This is a genomic window from Salmonella sp. 741265116_PST (assembly GCF_046567715.1).
Lineage (GTDB): Bacteria > Pseudomonadota > Gammaproteobacteria > Enterobacterales > Enterobacteriaceae > Salmonella > Salmonella enterica.
This window is the reverse complement of the sequence record NZ_JBKFPH010000007.1, coordinates 147,218-165,885: the sequence shown is the minus strand read 5'-3', so window position 1 is coordinate 165,885 and position 18,668 is coordinate 147,218. Positions and strand designations below refer to the sequence as shown.

14 protein-coding genes and 2 CRISPR repeat arrays (1 of these 16 cut by a window edge) are annotated in these 18,668 nt (G+C 50.8%); of the genes, 11 read left to right on the top strand and 3 right to left on the bottom strand.

Going from position 1 to position 18,668, the window contains the following annotated elements:
- Window positions 1–34 precede the first annotated feature (34 nt).
- Window positions 35–1,224: a CRISPR direct-repeat array (repeat unit 29 nt; unit sequence GTGTTCCCCGCGCCAGCGGGGATAAACCG).
- A gap of 158 nt (window positions 1,225–1,382) precedes the next feature.
- The gene (locus tag ACLD11_RS07540; RefSeq protein WP_411014741.1) at window positions 1,383–2,180 is read left to right on the top strand and encodes an MBL fold metallo-hydrolase; all 798 of its coding nucleotides are present in this window, start codon (window positions 1,383–1,385) and stop codon (window positions 2,178–2,180) included.
- An 89-nt stretch (window positions 2,181–2,269) separates the two neighbouring features.
- Here ACLD11_RS07540 and queD read toward each other — a convergent pair whose 3' ends face one another.
- Entirely contained in the window at window positions 2,270–2,632 is a 363-nt protein-coding gene (queD, locus tag ACLD11_RS07535) for a 6-carboxytetrahydropterin synthase QueD (RefSeq protein ID WP_000108313.1), read from the bottom strand.
- Window positions 2,633–3,067: 435 nt separating this feature from the next.
- Between queD and cysJ the strand changes: the two genes are divergently transcribed.
- The 3 genes from cysJ to cysH all read left to right on the top strand — a co-directional run bounded on the left by cysJ (window position 3,068) and on the right by cysH (window position 7,389).
- Complete coding sequence (gene cysJ, locus ACLD11_RS07530; RefSeq protein WP_411014740.1) at window positions 3,068–4,867, top strand: NADPH-dependent assimilatory sulfite reductase flavoprotein subunit; 1,800 nt, start codon at window positions 3,068–3,070, stop codon at window positions 4,865–4,867.
- Complete coding sequence (cysI, locus tag ACLD11_RS07525; protein WP_411014739.1) at window positions 4,867–6,579, top strand: assimilatory sulfite reductase (NADPH) hemoprotein subunit; 1,713 nt, start codon at window positions 4,867–4,869, stop codon at window positions 6,577–6,579. Before cysJ ends, cysI begins: the two co-directional genes overlap by 1 nt.
- A 75-nt stretch (window positions 6,580–6,654) precedes the next feature.
- Complete coding sequence (gene cysH / locus ACLD11_RS07520; protein WP_411014738.1) at window positions 6,655–7,389, top strand: phosphoadenosine phosphosulfate reductase; 735 nt, start codon at window positions 6,655–6,657, stop codon at window positions 7,387–7,389.
- A 288-nt stretch (window positions 7,390–7,677) separates the two neighbouring features.
- On the opposite strand, the gene sopD is transcribed toward cysH, so the two are convergent.
- Window positions 7,678–8,631, bottom strand: coding sequence for an SPI-1 type III secretion system effector SopD (gene sopD / locus ACLD11_RS07515; protein WP_411014737.1), 954 nt, complete (start codon window positions 8,629–8,631; stop codon window positions 7,678–7,680).
- 383 nt (window positions 8,632–9,014) lie between these two features.
- Complete coding sequence (cas3, locus tag ACLD11_RS07510) at window positions 9,015–11,714, bottom strand: CRISPR-associated helicase Cas3' (RefSeq protein ID WP_411014736.1); 2,700 nt, start codon at window positions 11,712–11,714, stop codon at window positions 9,015–9,017.
- A 357-nt stretch (window positions 11,715–12,071) separates the two neighbouring features.
- Between cas3 and casA the strand changes: the two genes are divergently transcribed.
- Genes casA through cas2e form a run of 7 tightly spaced genes read left to right on the top strand, consistent with a single transcriptional unit; the run spans window position 12,072 to window position 17,959 of the window.
- Window positions 12,072–13,607 (top strand): type I-E CRISPR-associated protein Cse1/CasA, encoded by a 1,536-nt coding sequence (gene casA, locus ACLD11_RS07505; RefSeq protein ID WP_411014735.1) that lies wholly within the window; start codon window positions 12,072–12,074, stop codon window positions 13,605–13,607.
- 16 nt (window positions 13,608–13,623) lie between these two features.
- The gene (gene casB / locus ACLD11_RS07500; RefSeq protein WP_000935106.1) at window positions 13,624–14,226 is read left to right on the top strand and encodes a type I-E CRISPR-associated protein Cse2/CasB; all 603 of its coding nucleotides are present in this window, start codon (window positions 13,624–13,626) and stop codon (window positions 14,224–14,226) included.
- 22 nt (window positions 14,227–14,248) lie between these two features.
- Window positions 14,249–15,307 carry a type I-E CRISPR-associated protein Cas7/Cse4/CasC gene (gene cas7e / locus ACLD11_RS07495; protein ID WP_411014734.1) on the top strand — a complete coding sequence of 353 codons (1,059 nt, stop codon included), beginning with the start codon at window positions 14,249–14,251 and terminating at the stop codon, window positions 15,305–15,307.
- A gap of 9 nt (window positions 15,308–15,316) precedes the next feature.
- A complete protein-coding gene (gene cas5e, locus ACLD11_RS07490) occupies window positions 15,317–16,042 on the top strand; it encodes a type I-E CRISPR-associated protein Cas5/CasD (protein WP_079962081.1) in 726 nt (241 codons plus the stop codon).
- Window positions 16,042–16,746 carry a type I-E CRISPR-associated protein Cas6/Cse3/CasE gene (gene cas6e, locus ACLD11_RS07485; protein ID WP_079962083.1) on the top strand — a complete coding sequence of 235 codons (705 nt, stop codon included), beginning with the start codon at window positions 16,042–16,044 and terminating at the stop codon, window positions 16,744–16,746. The genes cas5e and cas6e overlap by 1 nt, the downstream gene beginning before the upstream one ends.
- Window positions 16,746–17,663 (top strand): type I-E CRISPR-associated endonuclease Cas1e, encoded by a 918-nt coding sequence (gene cas1e, locus ACLD11_RS07480; protein WP_411014733.1) that lies wholly within the window; start codon window positions 16,746–16,748, stop codon window positions 17,661–17,663. The genes cas6e and cas1e overlap by 1 nt, the downstream gene beginning before the upstream one ends.
- A 2-nt stretch (window positions 17,664–17,665) precedes the next feature.
- Window positions 17,666–17,959, top strand: a complete 294-nt coding sequence (cas2e, locus tag ACLD11_RS07475) for a type I-E CRISPR-associated endoribonuclease Cas2e (protein ID WP_000062282.1) — start codon at window positions 17,666–17,668, stop codon at window positions 17,957–17,959.
- Window positions 17,960–18,043: 84 nt separating this feature from the next.
- A CRISPR array of direct repeats spans window positions 18,044–18,668; the repeat unit is 29 nt; unit sequence GTGTTCCCCGCGCCAGCGGGGATAAACCG; it runs 990 nt beyond the window's last position.

Genomic DNA, 18,668 nt, shown 5'->3' with positions numbered 1-18,668 from the left:
CGATATGGCTGATGCTAATGTTTATCGCGCCCACGTGTTCCCCGCGCCAGCGGGGATAAACCGATAACTCAGATGAAATAAATGTTTAGGAGTTAGTGTTCCCCGCGCCAGCGGGGATAAACCGTTAATATAGGTTATGAAAGTGAGCGATGGTCAGTGTTCCCCGCGCCAGCGGGGATAAACCGTATTATCAGCAAAATTACAGACTTTAGAAGATGTGTTCCCCGCGCCAGCGGGGATAAACCGTATGATATATTTGGCGCGTTAGGTACTTCTAAGTGTTCCCCGCGCCAGCGGGGATAAACCGCGACTTTAGTCGATACACAAACTATAACAGAAGTGTTCCCCGCGCCAGCGGGGATAAACCGATGAAAGGCACAAAGACGGCACTATAGATAAAGTGTTCCCCGCGCCAGCGGGGATAAACCGCCTCACCGCGTAGCGCTAACGCCCAAGCATTGGTGTTCCCCGCGCCAGCGGGGATAAACCTGCAGCATGTTTTCATCAATACCAAGTTGGGCCGTGTTCCCCGCGCCAGCGGGGATAAACCGGTGCTTGCACCTGAAGTTAAGCCCCCGGCATTGTGTTCCCCGCGCCAGCGGGGATAAACCGACTATGCCGAATTGCAGGCCGCAATGATGGAGGTGTTCCCCGCGCCAGCGGGGATAAACCGATCTCAAGAGAAAGAGAAAAGGCTCTAAGGCAGTGTTCCCCGCGCCAGCGGGGATAAACCGTCCGGGGTCAGCATTATCCAGTTACTGCTCGCGTGTTCCCCGCGCCAGCGGGGATAAACCGCCGTTCACCGAGGATTTGGGGCGCAAGGCGCGCGTGTTCCCCGCGCCAGCGGGGATAAACCGTTTTTGACCGGGGGAGCGCCTAAAGCCCAGGAGTGTTCCCCGCGCCAGCGGGGATAAACCGATATGGCTGATGCTAATGTTTATCGCGCCCACGTGTTCCCCGCGCCAGCGGGGATAAACCGCCGTGAATTTCCACAGTGGCAATCAGGAGGCAGTGTTCCCCGCGCCAGCGGGGATAAACCGCGGCTATTTTTTCGAAGAAAATTTATGTGTTGGTGTTCCCCGCGCCAGCGGGGATAAACCGGGGTTACGTTGAGTGTTATCGGCCCGCCTACGCGTGTTCCCCGCGCCAGCGGGGATAAACCGAAGGTTAGCGTTGTCATTGATCTGGTCGGCAAGTGTTCCCCGCGCCAGCGGGGATAAACCGATTTTAGAATTACGCATTGAGCCGATGATGTAGTGTTCCCCGCGCCAACAAGGATAGCCGTTGCATAATCATAATCTGTGTACCAGTAATGGTTGCTACAAACCTGTAAAGTAAAAAGGCCGCGTTTTCCCGGGGAGGCTTTTATACAGGAGAAGGCCATGGCGTTAAGGATCAGGGTATTGCTCGAAAATCATAAGGGAGCTGGAGCGGATAAATCGTTGAAGGCCCGGCCAGGATTAAGCCTGTTGGTCGAGGATGAGTCTACGTCGATCTTGTTCGATACCGGCCCTGATGGCAGTTTTATGCAAAACGCGTTGGCGATGGGGATCGATCTGTCCGATGTGTCTGCTGTGGTGCTTTCGCATGGTCATTACGATCATTGCGGCGGCGTGCCGTGGCTTCCTGATAACAGTCGAATCATCTGCCATCCCGATATTGCGCGCGAACGTTATGCGGCAATGACTTTTCTCGGTATTACCCGAAAAATAAAAAAATTGTCGTGTGAGGTGGACTATTCACGCTACCGAATGATGTACACGCGTGACCCCCTGCCGATTGGCGAAAACTTTATCTGGTCAGGGGAAATACCGGTGGTCGCGCCTGAAGCCTACGGCATTTTTGGCGGCCACGATGCGGAGCCGGACTCTATTTTGGATGAGGGTGTACTGATTTACCAATCGGCAAAAGGATTAGTCATCATTACGGGATGCGGGCATCGGGGGATCGCAAATATTGTCCGGCACTGTCAGAACATTACCGGTATAAAGCGGATTTACGCGCTTGTCGGCGGATTTCATCTCCGCTGCGCATCACCGTTCACGCTGTGGCGAGTCAGGCGCTTTCTGCAAGAACAAAAACCTGAAAAACTATGCGGTTGTCACTGTACAGGGGCCTGGGGGCGGTTGTGGCTACCGGAAATAACCGCACCTGCAACCGGTGATATGCTGCGCTTTTAACACCGCGCGCTGGACAATGTTTTCACTGATAAAACGTCGTGTGGATGGGTTGGAATCAATCTGCCATCCAGCCCACGCGTTAATAAACCTTATTCGCCGCGATAGACGCAGCCGGCTGTACAGGTCTCTTTCACCATCACGGCGCTCAGGAGCGGCACGACGGGCTTAACCTGATCCCAAATCCATTTTGCCAGCACTTCGCTGGTGGGATTGGACAGCCCTGGAATATCATTCAGATAGTAGTGATCAAGACGATCGTAAGTAGGTTTAAACGCCGCTTTGAGATCCGCGAAATCCATAATCCAACCGGTATGCGGATCGACTTCACCGGTAATTTCGAGACGCACCATAAACGAGTGTCCGTGCAGGCGGCCGCACTTATGCCCTTCAGGCACGTGAGGCAGGCGGTGAGCGGCTTCAAAGGTGAAATCTTTATACAACGTGGTGGACATGATGAACTCTCAGGCAATAAAAAAACCGCCGTAGGGTACCGGAAAGCGCATTTTTTATCATTAACTAAAACCATTCTCCGCCTTGTGACGGGCAATTAATTTAAGAATTTCCAGAAAATTTAATAATTATCAATCAATTATGAAATCGATTTTGGCGTTAATAACGATAACTAAAACAGGTTAGTTCATTTGGTTATTTGTTATTTCCAACCCTTCTTTAATTGTTATTCCTCTCACCGTTAACCTTATCCTCAGTTTGGGATTTATCGCTTATACATTTCATCTTTCAAGCCGCATCTGTGTTGACTGCGTTTACTCGCCCCAGTCACGTATTTATGTACGCTCCTGGAGCGCGATCAGCTTACAGTCTGGGCTACAGCGAACTTGAATGATTTTGTGTATAGATCCGCTTTGCTTACTGGAACATAACGACGCATGACGACACCGGCTCCACTGACTGGGTTGCTTCCGCTTAATCCGGAGCAACTGGCGCGCCTTCAGGCCGCGACAACCGACCTTACTCCTGAACAGCTTGCCTGGGTCTCCGGCTATTTTTGGGGCGTACTGAACCCGCGCTCAGGCGCTGTTGCCGTCACGCCTGCTCCTGAGGGGAAGATGCCGGGAGTTACGCTTATCTCCGCTTCGCAAACCGGCAATGCGCGTCGTGTGGCGGAAGCGCTGCGTGATGATCTGCTGGCGGCCAACCTTAATGTGACACTGGTGAACGCCGGCGACTACAAATTCAAACAGATTGCCAGTGAAAAACTACTGGTGATAGTGACGTCCACCCAGGGAGAAGGCGAGCCGCCGGAAGAGGCCGTCGCGCTGCATAAATTCCTATTCTCGAAAAAAGCGCCGAAACTGGAAAACACCGCTTTTGCCGTGTTTAGCCTCGGCGACACCTCTTATGAATTTTTCTGCCAGTCCGGAAAAGATTTCGACAGCAAACTGGCGGAACTGGGCGGTGAACGTCTGCTCGACCGTGTCGATGCTGACGTTGAATATCAGGCAGCTGCCAGCGAATGGCGCGCCCGCGTGGTTGATGTTCTGAAGTCTCGCGCACCTGTCGCGGCACCTTCGCAATCCGTCGCTACTGGCGCGGTAAACGACATCCACACCAGCCCCTATACTAAAGACGCGCCGCTGATCGCGACCCTCTCCGTGAATCAGAAAATCACCGGTCGCAACTCGGAAAAAGATGTGCGCCATATTGAGATTGATTTAGGCGACTCCGGTCTGCGTTACCAGCCGGGCGATGCGCTGGGCGTCTGGTATCAGAACGATCCGGCTCTGGTGAAGGAGCTGGTTGAGTTGCTGTGGCTGAAGGGCGATGAGCCGGTGACGGTTGACGGTAAAACCCTGCCGCTCGCCGAAGCGCTGGAGTGGCACTTCGAGCTGACGGTGAATACCGCCAACATTATTGAGAACTACGCGACCCTGACGCGCAGTGAGTCGCTGTTGCCATTAGTGGGTGACAAAGCGCAGCTCCAGCATTACGCCGCGACCACGCCGATCGTTGATATGGTGCGTTTCTCTCCGGCGCAGCTGGATGCTCAGGCGCTAATCGACCTGCTGCGCCCGCTGACGCCGCGTCTGTACTCCATCGCCTCCGCGCAGGCGGAAGTCGAAAGCGAAGCACACGTCACCGTCGGCGTGGTTCGTTATGACATTGAAGGCCGCGCCCGCGCCGGCGGCGCTTCCAGCTTCCTCGCTGACCGCGTGGAAGAAGAGGGCGAAGTTCGCGTCTTTATTGAGCATAACGATAACTTCCGCCTGCCTGCTAACCCGCAGACGCCGGTCATTATGATTGGCCCCGGCACCGGCATCGCGCCGTTCCGCGCCTTTATGCAACAGCGTGCGGCGGAAGGGGCGGAAGGCAAGAACTGGCTGTTCTTCGGCAACCCGCACTTTACCGAAGATTTCCTCTATCAGGTGGAGTGGCAGCGCTACGTGAAAGAGGGACTGTTAAGCCGTATCGATCTCGCCTGGTCACGCGATCAAAAAGAAAAAATTTACGTACAAGACAAGCTGCGTGAACAGGGCGCCGAGCTGTGGCGCTGGATCAATGATGGCGCGCATATTTATGTCTGTGGCGACGCCAGACGCATGGCCGCAGATGTCGAAAAAGCATTGCTGGAAGTGATCGCTGAATTCGGCGGCATGGACCTCGAATCGGCAGATGAATATTTAAGTGAGCTGCGCGTAGAGCGCCGTTATCAGCGAGATGTCTACTAATGAGCGAAAAACATCCAGGCCCACTGGTGGTCGAAGGTAAACTGTCCGATGCCGAGCGCATGAAGCTGGAAAGCAACTATCTGCGCGGCACCATTGCGGAAGATCTGAACGACGGTCTCACCGGCGGTTTTAAAGGCGACAACTTCCTGCTGATCCGCTTTCATGGCATGTATCAGCAGGATGACCGCGATATTCGCGCCGAGCGTGCGGCGCAGAAGCTGGAGCCACGTCATGCGATGCTGCTGCGCTGCCGCCTGCCGGGCGGGGTGATTACTACGACGCAATGGCAAGCGATCGATAAATTCGCGGCGGATAACACGATTTATGGCAGTATCCGTCTGACCAACCGTCAGACCTTCCAGTTCCACGGCATTCTGAAGAAGAACGTCAAGCCGGTGCACCAGATGCTGCATTCGGTGGGGCTGGACGCGCTGGCGACCGCCAACGATATGAACCGTAACGTGCTGTGTACCTCTAACCCGTACGAGTCGCAGTTGCACGCGGAAGCCTACGAATGGGCGAAGAAGATCTCCGAACATCTGCTGCCGCGCACCCGTGCGTATGCCGAGATCTGGCTCGATCAGGAGAAGGTGGCGACCACCGATGAAGAGCCGATCCTCGGTCAGACCTATCTGCCGCGTAAATTTAAAACCACGGTGGTGATCCCGCCGCAAAACGATATCGATCTGCACGCCAACGACATGAACTTTGTGGCGATTGCCGAGAACGGCAAGCTGGTCGGCTTTAACCTGCTGGTGGGCGGCGGTCTGTCTATTGAGCATGGTAATAAGAAAACCTACGCTCGTACGGCCAGCGAGTTTGGCTATCTGCCGCTGGAGCACACCCTGGCGGTGGCCGAAGCGGTAGTGACGACGCAGCGCGACTGGGGTAACCGTACCGACAGGAAAAATGCCAAAACCAAATACACCCTTGAGCGCGTGGGACTGGAGACGTTTAAAGCGGAAGTCGAGCGTCGTGCGGGGATCAAATTTGAGCCGATCCGCCCGTATGAGTTTACCGGTCGCGGCGATCGTATCGGTTGGGTGAAAGGGATCGACAACAACTGGCACCTGACGCTGTTTATCGAAAACGGTCGTATCCTGGATTATCCGGGGCGCCCGCTGAAAACCGGCCTGCTGGAGATCGCGAAGATTCATCAGGGCGAGTTCCGTATCACCGCTAACCAGAACCTGATTATTGCCAGCGTGCCGGAAAGCCAGAAAGCGAAGATCGAGACGCTGGCGCGCGACCACGGGTTGATGAATGCGGTGAGCGCGCAGCGTGAAAACGCAATGGCCTGTGTATCGTTCCCAACCTGCCCGCTGGCAATGGCGGAAGCCGAGCGTTTCCTGCCGTCGTTCACGGACAAAGTGGAAGCGATTCTGGAAAAATACGGCATTCCTGATGAGCATATCGTGATGCGCGTGACCGGCTGCCCGAACGGCTGTGGCCGCGCGATGCTGGCGGAAATTGGCTTAGTAGGTAAAGCGCCGGGTCGCTACAACCTGCATCTTGGCGGCAACCGTATTGGGACACGTATCCCACGGATGTATCAAGAAAACATCACCGAGCCGGATATTCTGGCCTCGCTGGATGAACTGATTGGGCGCTGGGCGAAAGAGCGCGAAGCGAGTGAAGGCTTCGGCGACTTTACGGTGCGTGCGGGCCTCATTCGCCCGGTGCTCGATCCCGCGCGTGATTTCTGGGAATAACCTGAATTACCGGATGGCGTCTGCGTAGGCCTGATAAGCACAGCGCCATCAGGCAAGGCAAACAGTGAGGAACTTATGTCCCAACTCGATCTCAACGCATTGAATGAACTGCCAAAAGTCGATCGCGTACTGGCGTTGGCGGAAACCAACGCCCAACTGGAAACGCTAACTGCCGAAGAACGCGTGGCCTGGGCGCTGGAAAATCTGCCTGGTGAATATGTACTGTCATCAAGTTTTGGTATCCAGGCGGCAGTGAGCCTGCATCTGGTAAATCAGGTTCGCCCGGATATCCCGGTGATCCTCACCGATACCGGCTATTTGTTCCCGGAAACCTATCAGTTTATTGATGAGTTAACGGACAAACTCAAACTCAACCTGAAAGTTTACCGCGCGGGCGAAAGTCCGGCATGGCAGGAAGCGCGCTACGGCAAACTGTGGGAGCAGGGCGTAGAAGGTATTGAGAAATACAATGACATCAACAAAGTCGAGCCGATGAACCGGGCGCTAAAAGAGCTGAAAGCGCAGACGTGGTTTGCGGGTCTGCGTCGCGAGCAGTCCGGCAGCCGCGCGCATTTACCTGTTCTCGCTATCCAGCGCGGTATTTTTAAAGTGCTACCGATTATCGACTGGGATAATCGCACGGTTTACCAGTATCTGCAAAAACAGGGACTGAAATATCACCCGCTGTGGGATCAGGGCTATCTGTCGGTGGGCGATACGCACACCACCCGCAAATGGGAGCCTGGTATGGCGGAAGAAGAGACACGCTTCTTTGGACTGAAACGTGAGTGCGGGCTGCATGAAGGGTAAATGTCCTTACGCGGTATGATTACACTTGCTGCTATGAAAAATCCGGCAGGCAGCCGGATTTTAAATTGGTTATATACCCAAAATAATTCGAGCTGCTTAAAGGCGGCAAGGGAGTGAGTCCCCAGGAGCATAGATAACTATGTGACTGGGGTGAACGACAAATCTGCCGGGAGCAGATTTGAACGTCGCGTGCGACGGCCCGTCAGGGCGAGGCCCATGGATGGGCCGAGTAATCCGTAGCCAACACATAAGCAACTTGAAGTATGAAGGGTATATTACTGACTATCTTTATACCAGTAATATATTGCGACTGCACCCATCTTTACCAATATGCAAAGAGCGTTCATGGGTTAGATATAGTTTTTCAAGAATTACATCAATAAACATTTTTTTTGCATGATAGTCGTTATAATCCTGATTAAGTTTTTTTAAAAAACCAGAGTTTGTTGGTTTAAACTCTGCAAACGGTGAATAGCTATGTAGTAAATAGGAGATGCACGGATGCATCATGCTAAAAGCGACTTCACCTTGTACCTCCTGATAACCTATTTTGCAAAACTGAGTTGTAGGCTCAAAGTTACCGGCATTAATACAGGCCAGCATCGATTTTTCATCTGCAGTAAGTAAGTCCTGCCATTCGACAAGCGGGTGGTCTGGAGCCTCTGCGGGACGCATCATCTCATAAACCGCCGCTTTGATTTGTGCATTGCCCGTCACTTCTTTTCGTAGAGTAGAAATCGACTCCTGAAGTAATTCCGGGTGCCAGGTCATCTTCGCACCAATCACCTCGCATATTTGTAAAAATAACTGTCTCTCCTCTCTACTCATAGATTCTATCACTGCATCATCTGATATATTGAGGATGTTCTTAATATTGCTTTGGCTGATCACCGTGTCGCCGACCATAAGTAAAAATTGTGTCTGAGAGGCATCCATCTTGATAGTAAACAGATCCTGATGAGCCGGGCAGGCCAGATGTTGTAGCCGTTTAAAGGCGTAAATTTTATTTATATCCTCTACGTTAACTTCCATCTCTCCAGGTTCACCACGGCCCTGACCGTGAATGATGGAGTGTAACACTTCCAGCGCATGGTCCTTTTTTTCCGCTCTAAAATGATCCTGGACTTTATCCCAGCCCCCCATATGGATTGCTTTTTCTTTATCTGCGCTTAACAGATGAGCAAGCCGACTTTCATTAAGCGTATAATTTTGATGATTACCGAAGCTTAAAGTGACTGGCATAATATCTTCCTTCAAATTTATATTATTCAATATCCGGAGTAAAATATATCGTTCAATTCTCTCTTTTTTATTAAACAGATAAAGTTTACTCCAGGAGAGAATTTGAACGACATTATTAATACAGCACATTTATGGTTGGTAATCCTTTGTGGTGACGATAATTCAGACAAAAGGTAGATGATTAGCCGCAAATGGTCGTTTTTTTAAATTTTGGTTTATCATGAATGGTGTTGATGCTGAGAGATAAAGTATGATGAAATGAAGTAGTTAAATTTAATTAATTAAAGGTATTCATGGAAATGGATGTAGATAGAGAAGCTACAAAGATTTTGGTGAATCTAATGTAATAACTTCTCTATACAACGGAGTTAGAATAATACCCGTTATCCAACCAATCCAAAACGTTTACTATAATAGCTAGCTTCTCCGGCATCAGATACCAGCACAACCTGTCCGGAAGGGCGATGGTGGCGTTTTCTGAAACAGGCTAATGTTTCCTCATCTGGACATTGGAATGTACCAGAATTTTTTTGCCACCATGATTTTCGGACGGATAAGCGACTTTTTTCCCAGCAGAAATCTATTTCATCAACTAAAGGGCGTAGCTGTCCATCAATGTCTTTTCTGGCGAGATAAACATCAACACTCTCTTCACCCAGACGGGTAGAAAATTCTCTATCTTTATCCCATAAAAAGTCGCTGGCTTCCCGATCGTAACCGAGATCGTAACGTAATAAATTTTGTGCAGCCACTGAACGTTGGCTAAGGACTTTGCCAAAGACAACGTCAGAGATCGTCTGCAAGCCTGCTGGCGCAGCAATTTTCTGCTCGTATACGCCGTCAACGAGTGCTCTGGCATTATCCGGCATACGGATCTCACCATGTTGACGCAGCAGCGCCTGGGTACGCCACAGGCAGGCATGATCGGCGTAAACAAAGCCGGTACCTTTTAGCTCTTGCCCCAACCAGCCCTCTTCTGCCTGCTCCTGCCAGTGAGGGGCCAGAATATGCAATATTGGTGGCTGGCGTTCATCCGGAAGCGTAGATTTTCGTTGCCCATGGGCATCGCGGATATGGCGTTGCAGGCGACCGGCGCGCTGGATCAATAAATCAATCGGCGCCAGATCGGTGATCATCCAGTCAAAGTCCAGATCGAGACTTTGTTCAACGACTTGTGTGGCGATTAATACCTTACCACGTCGTTCAGAAACGGGGGCATTGTTACCAAACCAGTTTAACGTTTTATTTTCAATAGCAATACGATCGATAAAAGCAAAACGGCTGTGGAAAAGCAAAAGATCCTGCTCTGGAACGATTCCCTCGTGTAGCAACTGCTGGTAAGTATCCAGCGCATCATCAACCGTGTTGCGGATCCAACAAATGCACTGTCCGGTTGCCACAACGCGATAAATAATGTCCAGTGCTTCCTGGCGCTGCTGTATCCAATTCACGGCTACAGTCCTTTGGACTTCGGGACGTGTGGCCAGTGGTTGCTCTAACAGACCGGAGGAAGTGAGGTGGCTTAACCATGGATAACCCGCGTTATCGCTACCACCAGCGCTCATAAATCCCGCGCCATCGCTAAACGCATTAAGTAATTTTTCCCGTAAAGCGGCGGGAAGAGTGGCGCTCAGAATAATAGCGCTACCGCCCTGGGCGGCATGGAAGCGCAATAAACCTTCCAGCAATTTAACCATATAACCATCATAGGCGTGCACTTCATCCAGCAGCAGGATTTTGTCGCGCATCCCTAGCAATCGGAGCGATTGATGGCGAAAAGGCATCACCGCCATTAAGAGTTGATCCAGCGTACCTACGCCGACTTCCGCCAGCAGCGCTTTTTTGCGTGAATCTGCAAACCAGGTATGGCACTCAGTAGTCGCGTTGCCATCATCACGGGCATAATCTTCAGCTAGATTTTCTGTTGGCTGCCAGATGGATTGTCGGAAAGAGTCCGACATTTCTCGCCCACCGTGTGCCAGGATGAGCGATGGCCTGGACTCATCGGTAAATAGCGCATGATAAGCCGATGCCAGGCGCTGATACATGGCGTTTGCGGTGGCCATTGTCGGCAACCCAACGTAGAGACCGTGGCCTTTATTGGCTGACATTAAACGGTGAGTCAGAATCAGCGCGGCCTCTGTTTTGCCTGCTCCGGTAACGTCTTCCAGGACAACCAGCTGTGCACCGGGTGCTGAAATATCCAGTTCGCTTGCCCGTTGCTGAAGAGGGGTGAGCGTCTGAATGAACGGAAATAATGCCCGGTGATCTTGATAATGGCTGTGCTGAGATAACGGCGGCATTCGGAGGATGGCCTGTTGGGCTTTTTCACAAGCGAGAGGCCAATAATCTTTCAATGGCATGGCGCTGCTGAGCAGTGGAAACTGGCTTTCATCCGAGCCCATCCAGTCGGCAAGGGTGACAAGCCCAGCGAAAAACCAACTGTGCTGTTTTAAACATTTTCTCCCTGCTTTGGTTTTCCACTCCTGAGGTAGAGTGAAAGGAAATAATTCACTTAATGCTTCCAGATAATGCGTTGCTGCGACAATGTCTTCATCGGTGAATGCCAGCGAGCTTCTGTTTTTCATGGTGTCCGGCGGGATGCCATGGTGCCCGGTGCTAATAAGCATCCAGCTATTTAAAGCGCTTTCAAACCTGGCGCGATTTTCTGGTTCAATACCTGCGATAATTTCATTACTGCCTGAACTCCACGCTTCAAATAATTTACCCCATAAATAGAAGCCTAAGGAATCATGTCTCTCAAATGCGGAAACACCGCTAATGGGAGAGACTAAGGGAGAGTCTGGGAATTCGGCGTATTTTTGAAATCCTCTGGCGAATTTTCCGATATCGTGGCTGGCAAGAAACCAGATTATCCAGTTTTCTGCATTTGTACCTGAGATATTACATTCCTTTAATATATTACATGAATTGAATATATTGTTTTTTATTATGTGTTTCCCGCATGCAGCAACGTCCAGACAATGGTATGTCAGTAAATGATAATTATAGGTTATGTTTTTTGTTGATTTATCTGTTTTCCCCCAATAGCAGAGGTAGTCCAGATATTCTATCTGTGTCATCTTTTTCCTGTAACAGGGGGATTACAATGAAATCGATAATAAATTGGGATACGGGAAATTGGCCAGTTTTTTTGTCTGGATTAGGTTATCCCCGCTGGCGCGGGGAACGCTGCGCTATTAAGACTGTATCTACGGTTTATCCCATAATTTTAGGGAACGTATTAAAGATAACAGATAACTATAAAAAATACATAGTCTGATTTAAGACTGCATCTACTTTTTATTTATATTTTCGTCTTCGATAAAATGTAGTATAACTCCGATGACAGTATTTAAGAGATACCTCAGGACGGAACCTACCTATAGGTAGTTAATATTCCAAATTGGCTTAATAAATAGCCCTGCAGGAGTAAAGGTATGGATTTAACCAAAGAGAAATGGCTTCCCGTCATATTCTCAAACGGCGAAAAAACGAGAATATCATTACGCGATCTTCTGGATAACCGCATTCAGGATCTTGCCTATCCTCGGGCTGATTTTCAGGGGGCGGCATGGCAAATGCTGATTGGTATTTTACAATGTACCGTCGCGCCGGAAGATAAAGAAGAATGGGCAGATATCTGGCATGAAAGTATCGAATTCGAACAATGGGAGAAGGCGTTAAATACGATTTCTCTGGCTCTACAGTTCGGCGAGCAAAAACCTTCCTTCCTGCAAAGTTTTGATCCTCTCGATAGTGAATATGGTTCTATTGCCGGGCTGCTGGTGGATGCGCCGGGCGGGAATGCGCTCAAGCTCAATAAAGATCATTTTGTAAAACGTGGCAACGTAGAACAAATATGTCCTCACTGCGCGGCGATAGCGCTATTTGCGATTCAAACCAATTCACCTGCCGGCGGGGCGGGTTACCGGGTAGGGATGCGCGGCGGTGGTCCGCTGACTACGCTGGTGGTACTGCAGGAAGAAGATAAATATCCACTATGGAAAAAACTTTGGCTTAACGTTTTGCCGCAGGAAGAGCCGCCGAATGTTACACAGCATCCACTCATTTTTCCCTGGCTTGCGCCGACGAAAACCAGCGAAAAAGCGGGGAATGTGGTCACACCGGATAATGCGCACCCCTTGCAAGCCTACTGGGGGATGCCGCGGCGCATAGAACTGGATTTCACCCACACTGTGGCAGGTATCTGCGATTTGTGCGGGGAGCATCACGAATCACTGCTACTGCAAATGCGTAGTAAAAATTATGGCGTTCAGTACGACAGTTGGCTACATCCTTTCTCCCCATATCGGCAGGCATTGAAAGATCCATCCGCACCCTGGCTGGCGTTTAAAGGGCAGCCGGGCGGGTTAAGTTATAAAGACTGGTTGGGGCTGATGCTCAATCGTGAGGATAAGTTCAACAAAATGCAGCCTGCAAAGGTCGTTCGTGCCGCTGGTCAGCGGAACAAAATGAGCCTGTGGTGCTTTGCCTGGGATATGGATAAGGCCAAGGTCCGCTGCTGGTATCAGCACCGTATTCCGATCATTAGCGTTTCGCACGAAGAGCAATTTCTCGCTGTGCTTAACATTGTGCTGGTGCTGGCTAGTGAGTCGCTGTCGCTGTTACGGAACGCGTTAAAGTGCGCCAAATTCGATTGTCCGAAAGAAGCCAAAATGGATTTTAGTATGGTGGATATCGCCTTCTGGCAGGAAACCGAACCCGCTTTTCGGACGTTGCAAGAGGCGCTGGCTGTCGATCCGCTTCGGCAGGATACACAGACTCGTCACGCAGTAAGTCAGTGGGAGGCGGAATTAGCACACTATCTATTTCACGTTTTTGACCGTGATGCCCTGACCAACCCCGACTGCCCGGACGATATCCTGCAGCGCCAGCTGACGGCCCGACAGGATTTAGCCAGCAGCTATCGTAAACATAAAGCGCGCAAGGATGTGTTGGCGCTGGTCGAATAACAGAAGGAAGCCAAATATGCTGAATAGCAATACAGCAGTGTTATGCAGAATTCTCCACCCCGATGCGCAGAAGGCGCTACTTGACTGGTTTGCTACGCTGTCTGAGCGTTACGAGCGCAAGGATGGTAAACGAGTCAACGGTCGCGCTTGGCGGGCTGAGTTGAAAAGAATGGCGCCGCCATATGGCGTAATGATATGTGAAGGGCATGACGCTCTCCGCCAGGCTCTGCTTAAACATATGCGACTGCAACCTCTTGATGAGATGGCTCTGGCGCTGTTTGTCAGCGTCGCTGTGCATATTAAGAGCCATAAGGCGAATATTAGTTTCGCTGCACAATTAGGGGAAAAGCTTAAAGGTTCCACGTCGTGCGTTTCTGGTCTGCGTTTTGAACGTTTGCAAAAAGCGTCCGACCCGGAAACATTTTGCCAGTTGTTGATTCAGGCAGTGAAGATTCGCGGTACGGAGGGGGTGAATGTTCTTTCACTTGCCGATGGCATTTTCCTGTGGATGGAAGAGTGGCAACGACGCGAAAACCATCAGCCGGAATTCCGTAACCCCTTTGAACGAAATCGCATCCGTTGGGCGAACGAATATCTTTCCACGTCGCGTGGCAAATAATCATTTTTAGAAGGATTTGATAATGACAACTTTTATTCAACTGCATTTATTGACTGCTTATGCGCCCGCTAACCTGAATCGTGATGAGTCTGGCAGACCGAAGACTGCGTTTATGGGAGGAGTTGAGCGTTTACGCGTATCGTCGCAAAGTCTGAAGCGTGCCTGGCGGGTGTCGGAAACTTTTGAAGCGGCAATGGATGGTTTTATGGGTAAGCGTACTCGTCGAATTGGCGTGGATTATGTTTATCGTCCGATGAAAGATGCCGGAATTGAAGAAAAAATTACTAAGAGTTCGTCTGAGTTAATCGCTAAGCAATTTGGCAAGCTTAAAAGTGATAAAGATGCGAAACCGGAAAAAAATCTCGAAATTGAGCAGATCGTTCACGTCAGTAACCATGAAATTAGTTTGATTAAGCAACTGGTTGATACGCTAATTGCCGACAAACGCGAACCTAACGATGAAGAAGTGGAGTTGTTGCGCAAAGAGCAGCGTAGCGTAGATATGGCGCTGTTTGGCCGTATGCTGGCGTCATCGCCTGAGTTCAACGTCGAGGCTGCTTGTCAGGTATCCCATGCGTTGGGCGTAAGTGCCGTGACCGTTGAGTCTGATTTTTTCACCGCCGTTGACGATCTGAATAATAAAGAGGAAGACGCAGGTTCCGGGCATATGGGCGAGCAGGGTTTTGCCTCGGCGCTTTTCTATACCTATGTCTGTATCAGCCGCGATCTGCTGGTGGAAAACCTGGGTGGTAACGAAGAACTGGCGAAGCGTACTATCGCGGCACTCACTGAAACAGCGTTAACCGTCTCGCCAACCGGTAAACAAAACAGCTTCGCTTCTCGTGCCTATGCCACCTATGCGTTGGCCGAAGTCGGGCAAAAACAACCGCGTTCTCTGGCGGCGGCATTTTTCCAGCCGGTACGCGATACCGATCAAATTCCTGCGGCAATAACCCGTTTAAAACAGCAGCGCGCCAGCTTCGATAGCGTATACGGAAACTGTGCAGACGATTATCGCGAGTTGAACGTTCAGGAAGGTACGGGATCTCTGGCGGAATTACTGGCCTTTGTTAGCCAGTAAGGATGAATAATGAAGGAATATCTGGTTTTTCAGCTCTATGCGCCGCTGGCGTCGTGGGGGGAAGAAGCGTCTGGCGAGATTCGCCACTCAGCTACGGTTCCCACGCGCTCTGCGCTATTGGGTCTGCTTGCCGCAGCGTTAGGAATTCGTCGCGACGAAGAAGCGCGGCTGAATAACTTTAACCGGCACTATCATCTGGCGGTGCACGCGTTGGCTTCACAAGATCGCTGGTTGCGGGATTATCACACGGTTAGCGCGCCGCGAGAAAACAAAAAATATCGTTATTACACGCGCCGGGATGAACTGACTCTCGCGCCGGATGAAGTGGGAACGCTTATCTCGCAGCGAGAGTATCGCTGCGACGGCTACTGGCATGTGGCAATAAGTGCCACGCCTGATGCACCACATTCGCTTAGCAAATTGCGAGAGGCGCTGCTGACACCGCATTTTCCGCTCTATCTGGGGAGAAAATCCTGCCCGCTGGCGTTACCGTTAGCGGCGCGTTTAATGACCGGCACCTTAAAAGAGGTATTCACCCATGCTGTGGAGGAGATTTCCGCAGCGGAATTAAGTGGATTTACCCTGCGTGAGGGTATTTGTTATTGGGATGATCCTGATGAGGAGAGTCTGGTCTGGCAACAAAAGCAGCATAGCAATAACCAGCCAGTTAGCCGCCAACGCTGGCAGTTTGGCGGCTACACCCGCTTCAATGGGCCGTTGCAGGAGAGAACATAATGTATCTTTCTCGTATTCAACTCCGGTTTAATAATTTGCGACCGGAGATGTTGGCAAAGTGGAATTCAGCCAGGCCTTATGCCGGCCACCAGTGGTTATGGCAGCTCTTTCCGGAACAGGAATTGCGTCAGTTTCTGTTTCGCGAAGAGGCGCATGGCGGCTTTTTTATGCTCTCGGCAATACCGCCGTTATTGCAGCACTCCCTGTTTCTTATTGAAACCAAACCATTTAATCCGCAACTGACAAATGGTCTTGAGCTTGATTTTCAACTACGAGCTAACCCGGTGATAACCCGCAACGGTAAGCGCAGTGACGTGATGATGAACGCGAAACATCAGGCGAAGGCGAATGGTGTGGAGAAAGAACGGTGGTGGGAGCTTCAACAGCAGGCCGCGCAGGCGTGGCTGGAACAACAAGGGCAGCAGCATGGTTTCCGGCTGATTGCACCGGAACCTGATGATTTCGCTATGTGGGCTGGTGACGAGTACAGTGAATTGCAGGCGCATTGTGGATGCGTGCAAGCGTATCAGCAGCATCGTTTTGTCCGTAAAGACCAGCAAAAACCGATCACTTTCAGTAGCGTTGATTTTAGCGGTGCGCTCTGTATCACCGATGCAGCACTGTTTAAACAGGCTTTATTTTCCGGATTAGGTAAAAGTAAAGCGCTGGGCTGCGGAATGCTGATGGTAAAAAGGAAACGCTGATGAGCTGGCTGCCGCTGAATCCCATCCCGTTGAAAGACCGTGTTTCGATGATATTTCTCCAGTACGGACAAATAGATGTGATCGACGGTGCGTTTGTGCTTATCGATAAAACGGGTGTACGTACCCATATTCCTGTTGGATCGGTGGCCTGCATCATGCTGGAACCGGGGACGCGGGTTTCCCATGCCGCCGTGCGACTTGCGGCAACGGTGGGTACGTTACTGGTGTGGGTGGGGGAAGCGGGCGTACGCGTTTACGCTTCGGGGCAGCCTGGTGGTGCCCGTTCCGACAAATTGCTTTATCAGGCGAAACTTGCACTGGATGAAGATTTGCGGCTGAAGGTCGTGCGTAAAATGTTTGAATTACGTTTTGGCGAACCCGCGCCGAGCCGTCGTTCTGTAGATCAATTGCGTGGTATTGAGGGGAGCCGTGTGCGGGCAATCTATGCACTACTTGCTAAGCAGTATGGCGTGAAATGGCAGGGACGTCGCTACGATCCGAAAGACTGGGAGAAAGGCGATGTCATTAATCAGTGTATCAGTTCGGCAACCTCCTGCCTCTATGGCGTAACGGAGGCGGCAATACTGGCTGCCGGATATGCGCCCGCGATTGGATTTGTGCACACCGGCAAGCCGCTTTCTTTTGTCTATGATATTGCCGATATCATTAAATTTGAGACCGTTGTACCGAAAGCATTTGAAATTGCGCGACGTAATCCTGCCGAGCCTGATCGTGGTGTCCGTATTGCCTGCCGGGATATCTTCCGCAGTGGAAAAACATTGGCGAAATTGATTCCTCTTATTGAAGATGTTCTCGCGGCAGGGGAAATTCAACCGCCGTTACCTCCTGAAGATTCACAACCCATAGCGATCCCTCTTCCTGTTGCGTTGGGTGATTCCGGTCATCGGAGTACCTAACGATGAGTATGCTGGTTGTCGTTACCGAAAATGTTCCTCCTCGTCTGCGGGGGAGGCTGGCCGTCTGGTTACTGGAAATTCGAGCTGGTGTGTATGTTGGTGATGTTTCCGCAAAGATCCGCGAGATGATATGGCAACAGGTTTCCGTTCTGGCAGATGAGGGAAATGTTGTTATGGCGTGGGCGACAAATACAGAATCAGGTTTTGAGTTTCAGACTTTTGGTGTAAATCGACGTATTCCGGTAGATCTTGATGGACTGCGATTGGTGTCGTTTCTACCTGTTGAAAATCAATAAGTTAGAGATCTTTAAAAATTAGGAAAAGTTGGTGGGTTTTTTGTGCGCTAAAAAAGTATTTAAATTCAATTGGGTAGATTTAGAGTGTTCCCCGCGCCAGCGGGGATAAACCGTATCAGAAGAGACAGTATATAATGAAATTATGGTGTTCCCCGCGCCAGCGGGGATAAACCGAACAGGAACAGGAAGAAAAAGATTTGTCCGGTGTGTTCCCCGCGCCAGCGGGGATAAACCGCTTTTACATTTATCTAAAACCTCATTAATAGGGTGTTCCCCGCGCCAGCGGGGATAAACCGTTGCAGGTGCAACAGTACCGGGGTTTGTTATGGTGTTCCCCGCGCCAGCGGGGATAAACCTTATTGTACCGTTGAAAATTACACCATCATTTCGTGTTCCCCGCGCCAGCGGGGATAAACCGTATTACCCACAAATGATTTATCAGGAGGTATCGTGTTCCCCGCGCCAGCGGGGATAAACCGAACTATATCGAAACGCTTTATATATGTTTGACGTGTTCCCCGCGCCAGCGGGGATAAACCGTACGCATTTATGCCCATAACTCTTCTAAGTATGTGTTCCCCGCGCCAGCGGGGATAAACCCGCGATCTGGACTGGCACGCCCATTGCTCCCTCGTGTTCCCCGCGCCAGCGGGGATAAACCGCAAATCCAAGACGACACGAAACCCGCATTTCCGTGTTCCCCGCGCCA

Bases quoted from the DNA above. Each gene is read 5' to 3' on its own strand.
- ACLD11_RS07540 (WP_411014741.1), top strand. From the start codon at position 1,383: ATGGCGTTAAGGATCAGGGTATTGCTCGAAAATCATAAGGGAGCTGGA.
- queD (WP_000108313.1), bottom strand. From the start codon at position 2,632: ATGTCCACCACGTTGTATAAAGATTTCACCTTTGAAGCCGCTCACCGC.
- cysJ (WP_411014740.1), top strand. From the start codon at position 3,068: ATGACGACACCGGCTCCACTGACTGGGTTGCTTCCGCTTAATCCGGAG.
- cysI (WP_411014739.1), top strand. From the start codon at position 4,867: ATGAGCGAAAAACATCCAGGCCCACTGGTGGTCGAAGGTAAACTGTCC.
- cysH (WP_411014738.1), top strand. From the start codon at position 6,655: ATGTCCCAACTCGATCTCAACGCATTGAATGAACTGCCAAAAGTCGAT.
- sopD (WP_411014737.1), bottom strand. From the start codon at position 8,631: ATGCCAGTCACTTTAAGCTTCGGTAATCATCAAAATTATACGCTTAAT.
- cas3 (WP_411014736.1), bottom strand. From the start codon at position 11,714: ATGACACAGATAGAATATCTGGACTACCTCTGCTATTGGGGGAAAACA.
- casA (WP_411014735.1), top strand. From the start codon at position 12,072: ATGGATTTAACCAAAGAGAAATGGCTTCCCGTCATATTCTCAAACGGC.
- casB (WP_000935106.1), top strand. From the start codon at position 13,624: ATGCTGAATAGCAATACAGCAGTGTTATGCAGAATTCTCCACCCCGAT.
- cas7e (WP_411014734.1), top strand. From the start codon at position 14,249: ATGACAACTTTTATTCAACTGCATTTATTGACTGCTTATGCGCCCGCT.
- cas5e (WP_079962081.1), top strand. From the start codon at position 15,317: ATGAAGGAATATCTGGTTTTTCAGCTCTATGCGCCGCTGGCGTCGTGG.
- cas6e (WP_079962083.1), top strand. From the start codon at position 16,042: ATGTATCTTTCTCGTATTCAACTCCGGTTTAATAATTTGCGACCGGAG.
- cas1e (WP_411014733.1), top strand. From the start codon at position 16,746: ATGAGCTGGCTGCCGCTGAATCCCATCCCGTTGAAAGACCGTGTTTCG.
- cas2e (WP_000062282.1), top strand. From the start codon at position 17,666: ATGAGTATGCTGGTTGTCGTTACCGAAAATGTTCCTCCTCGTCTGCGG.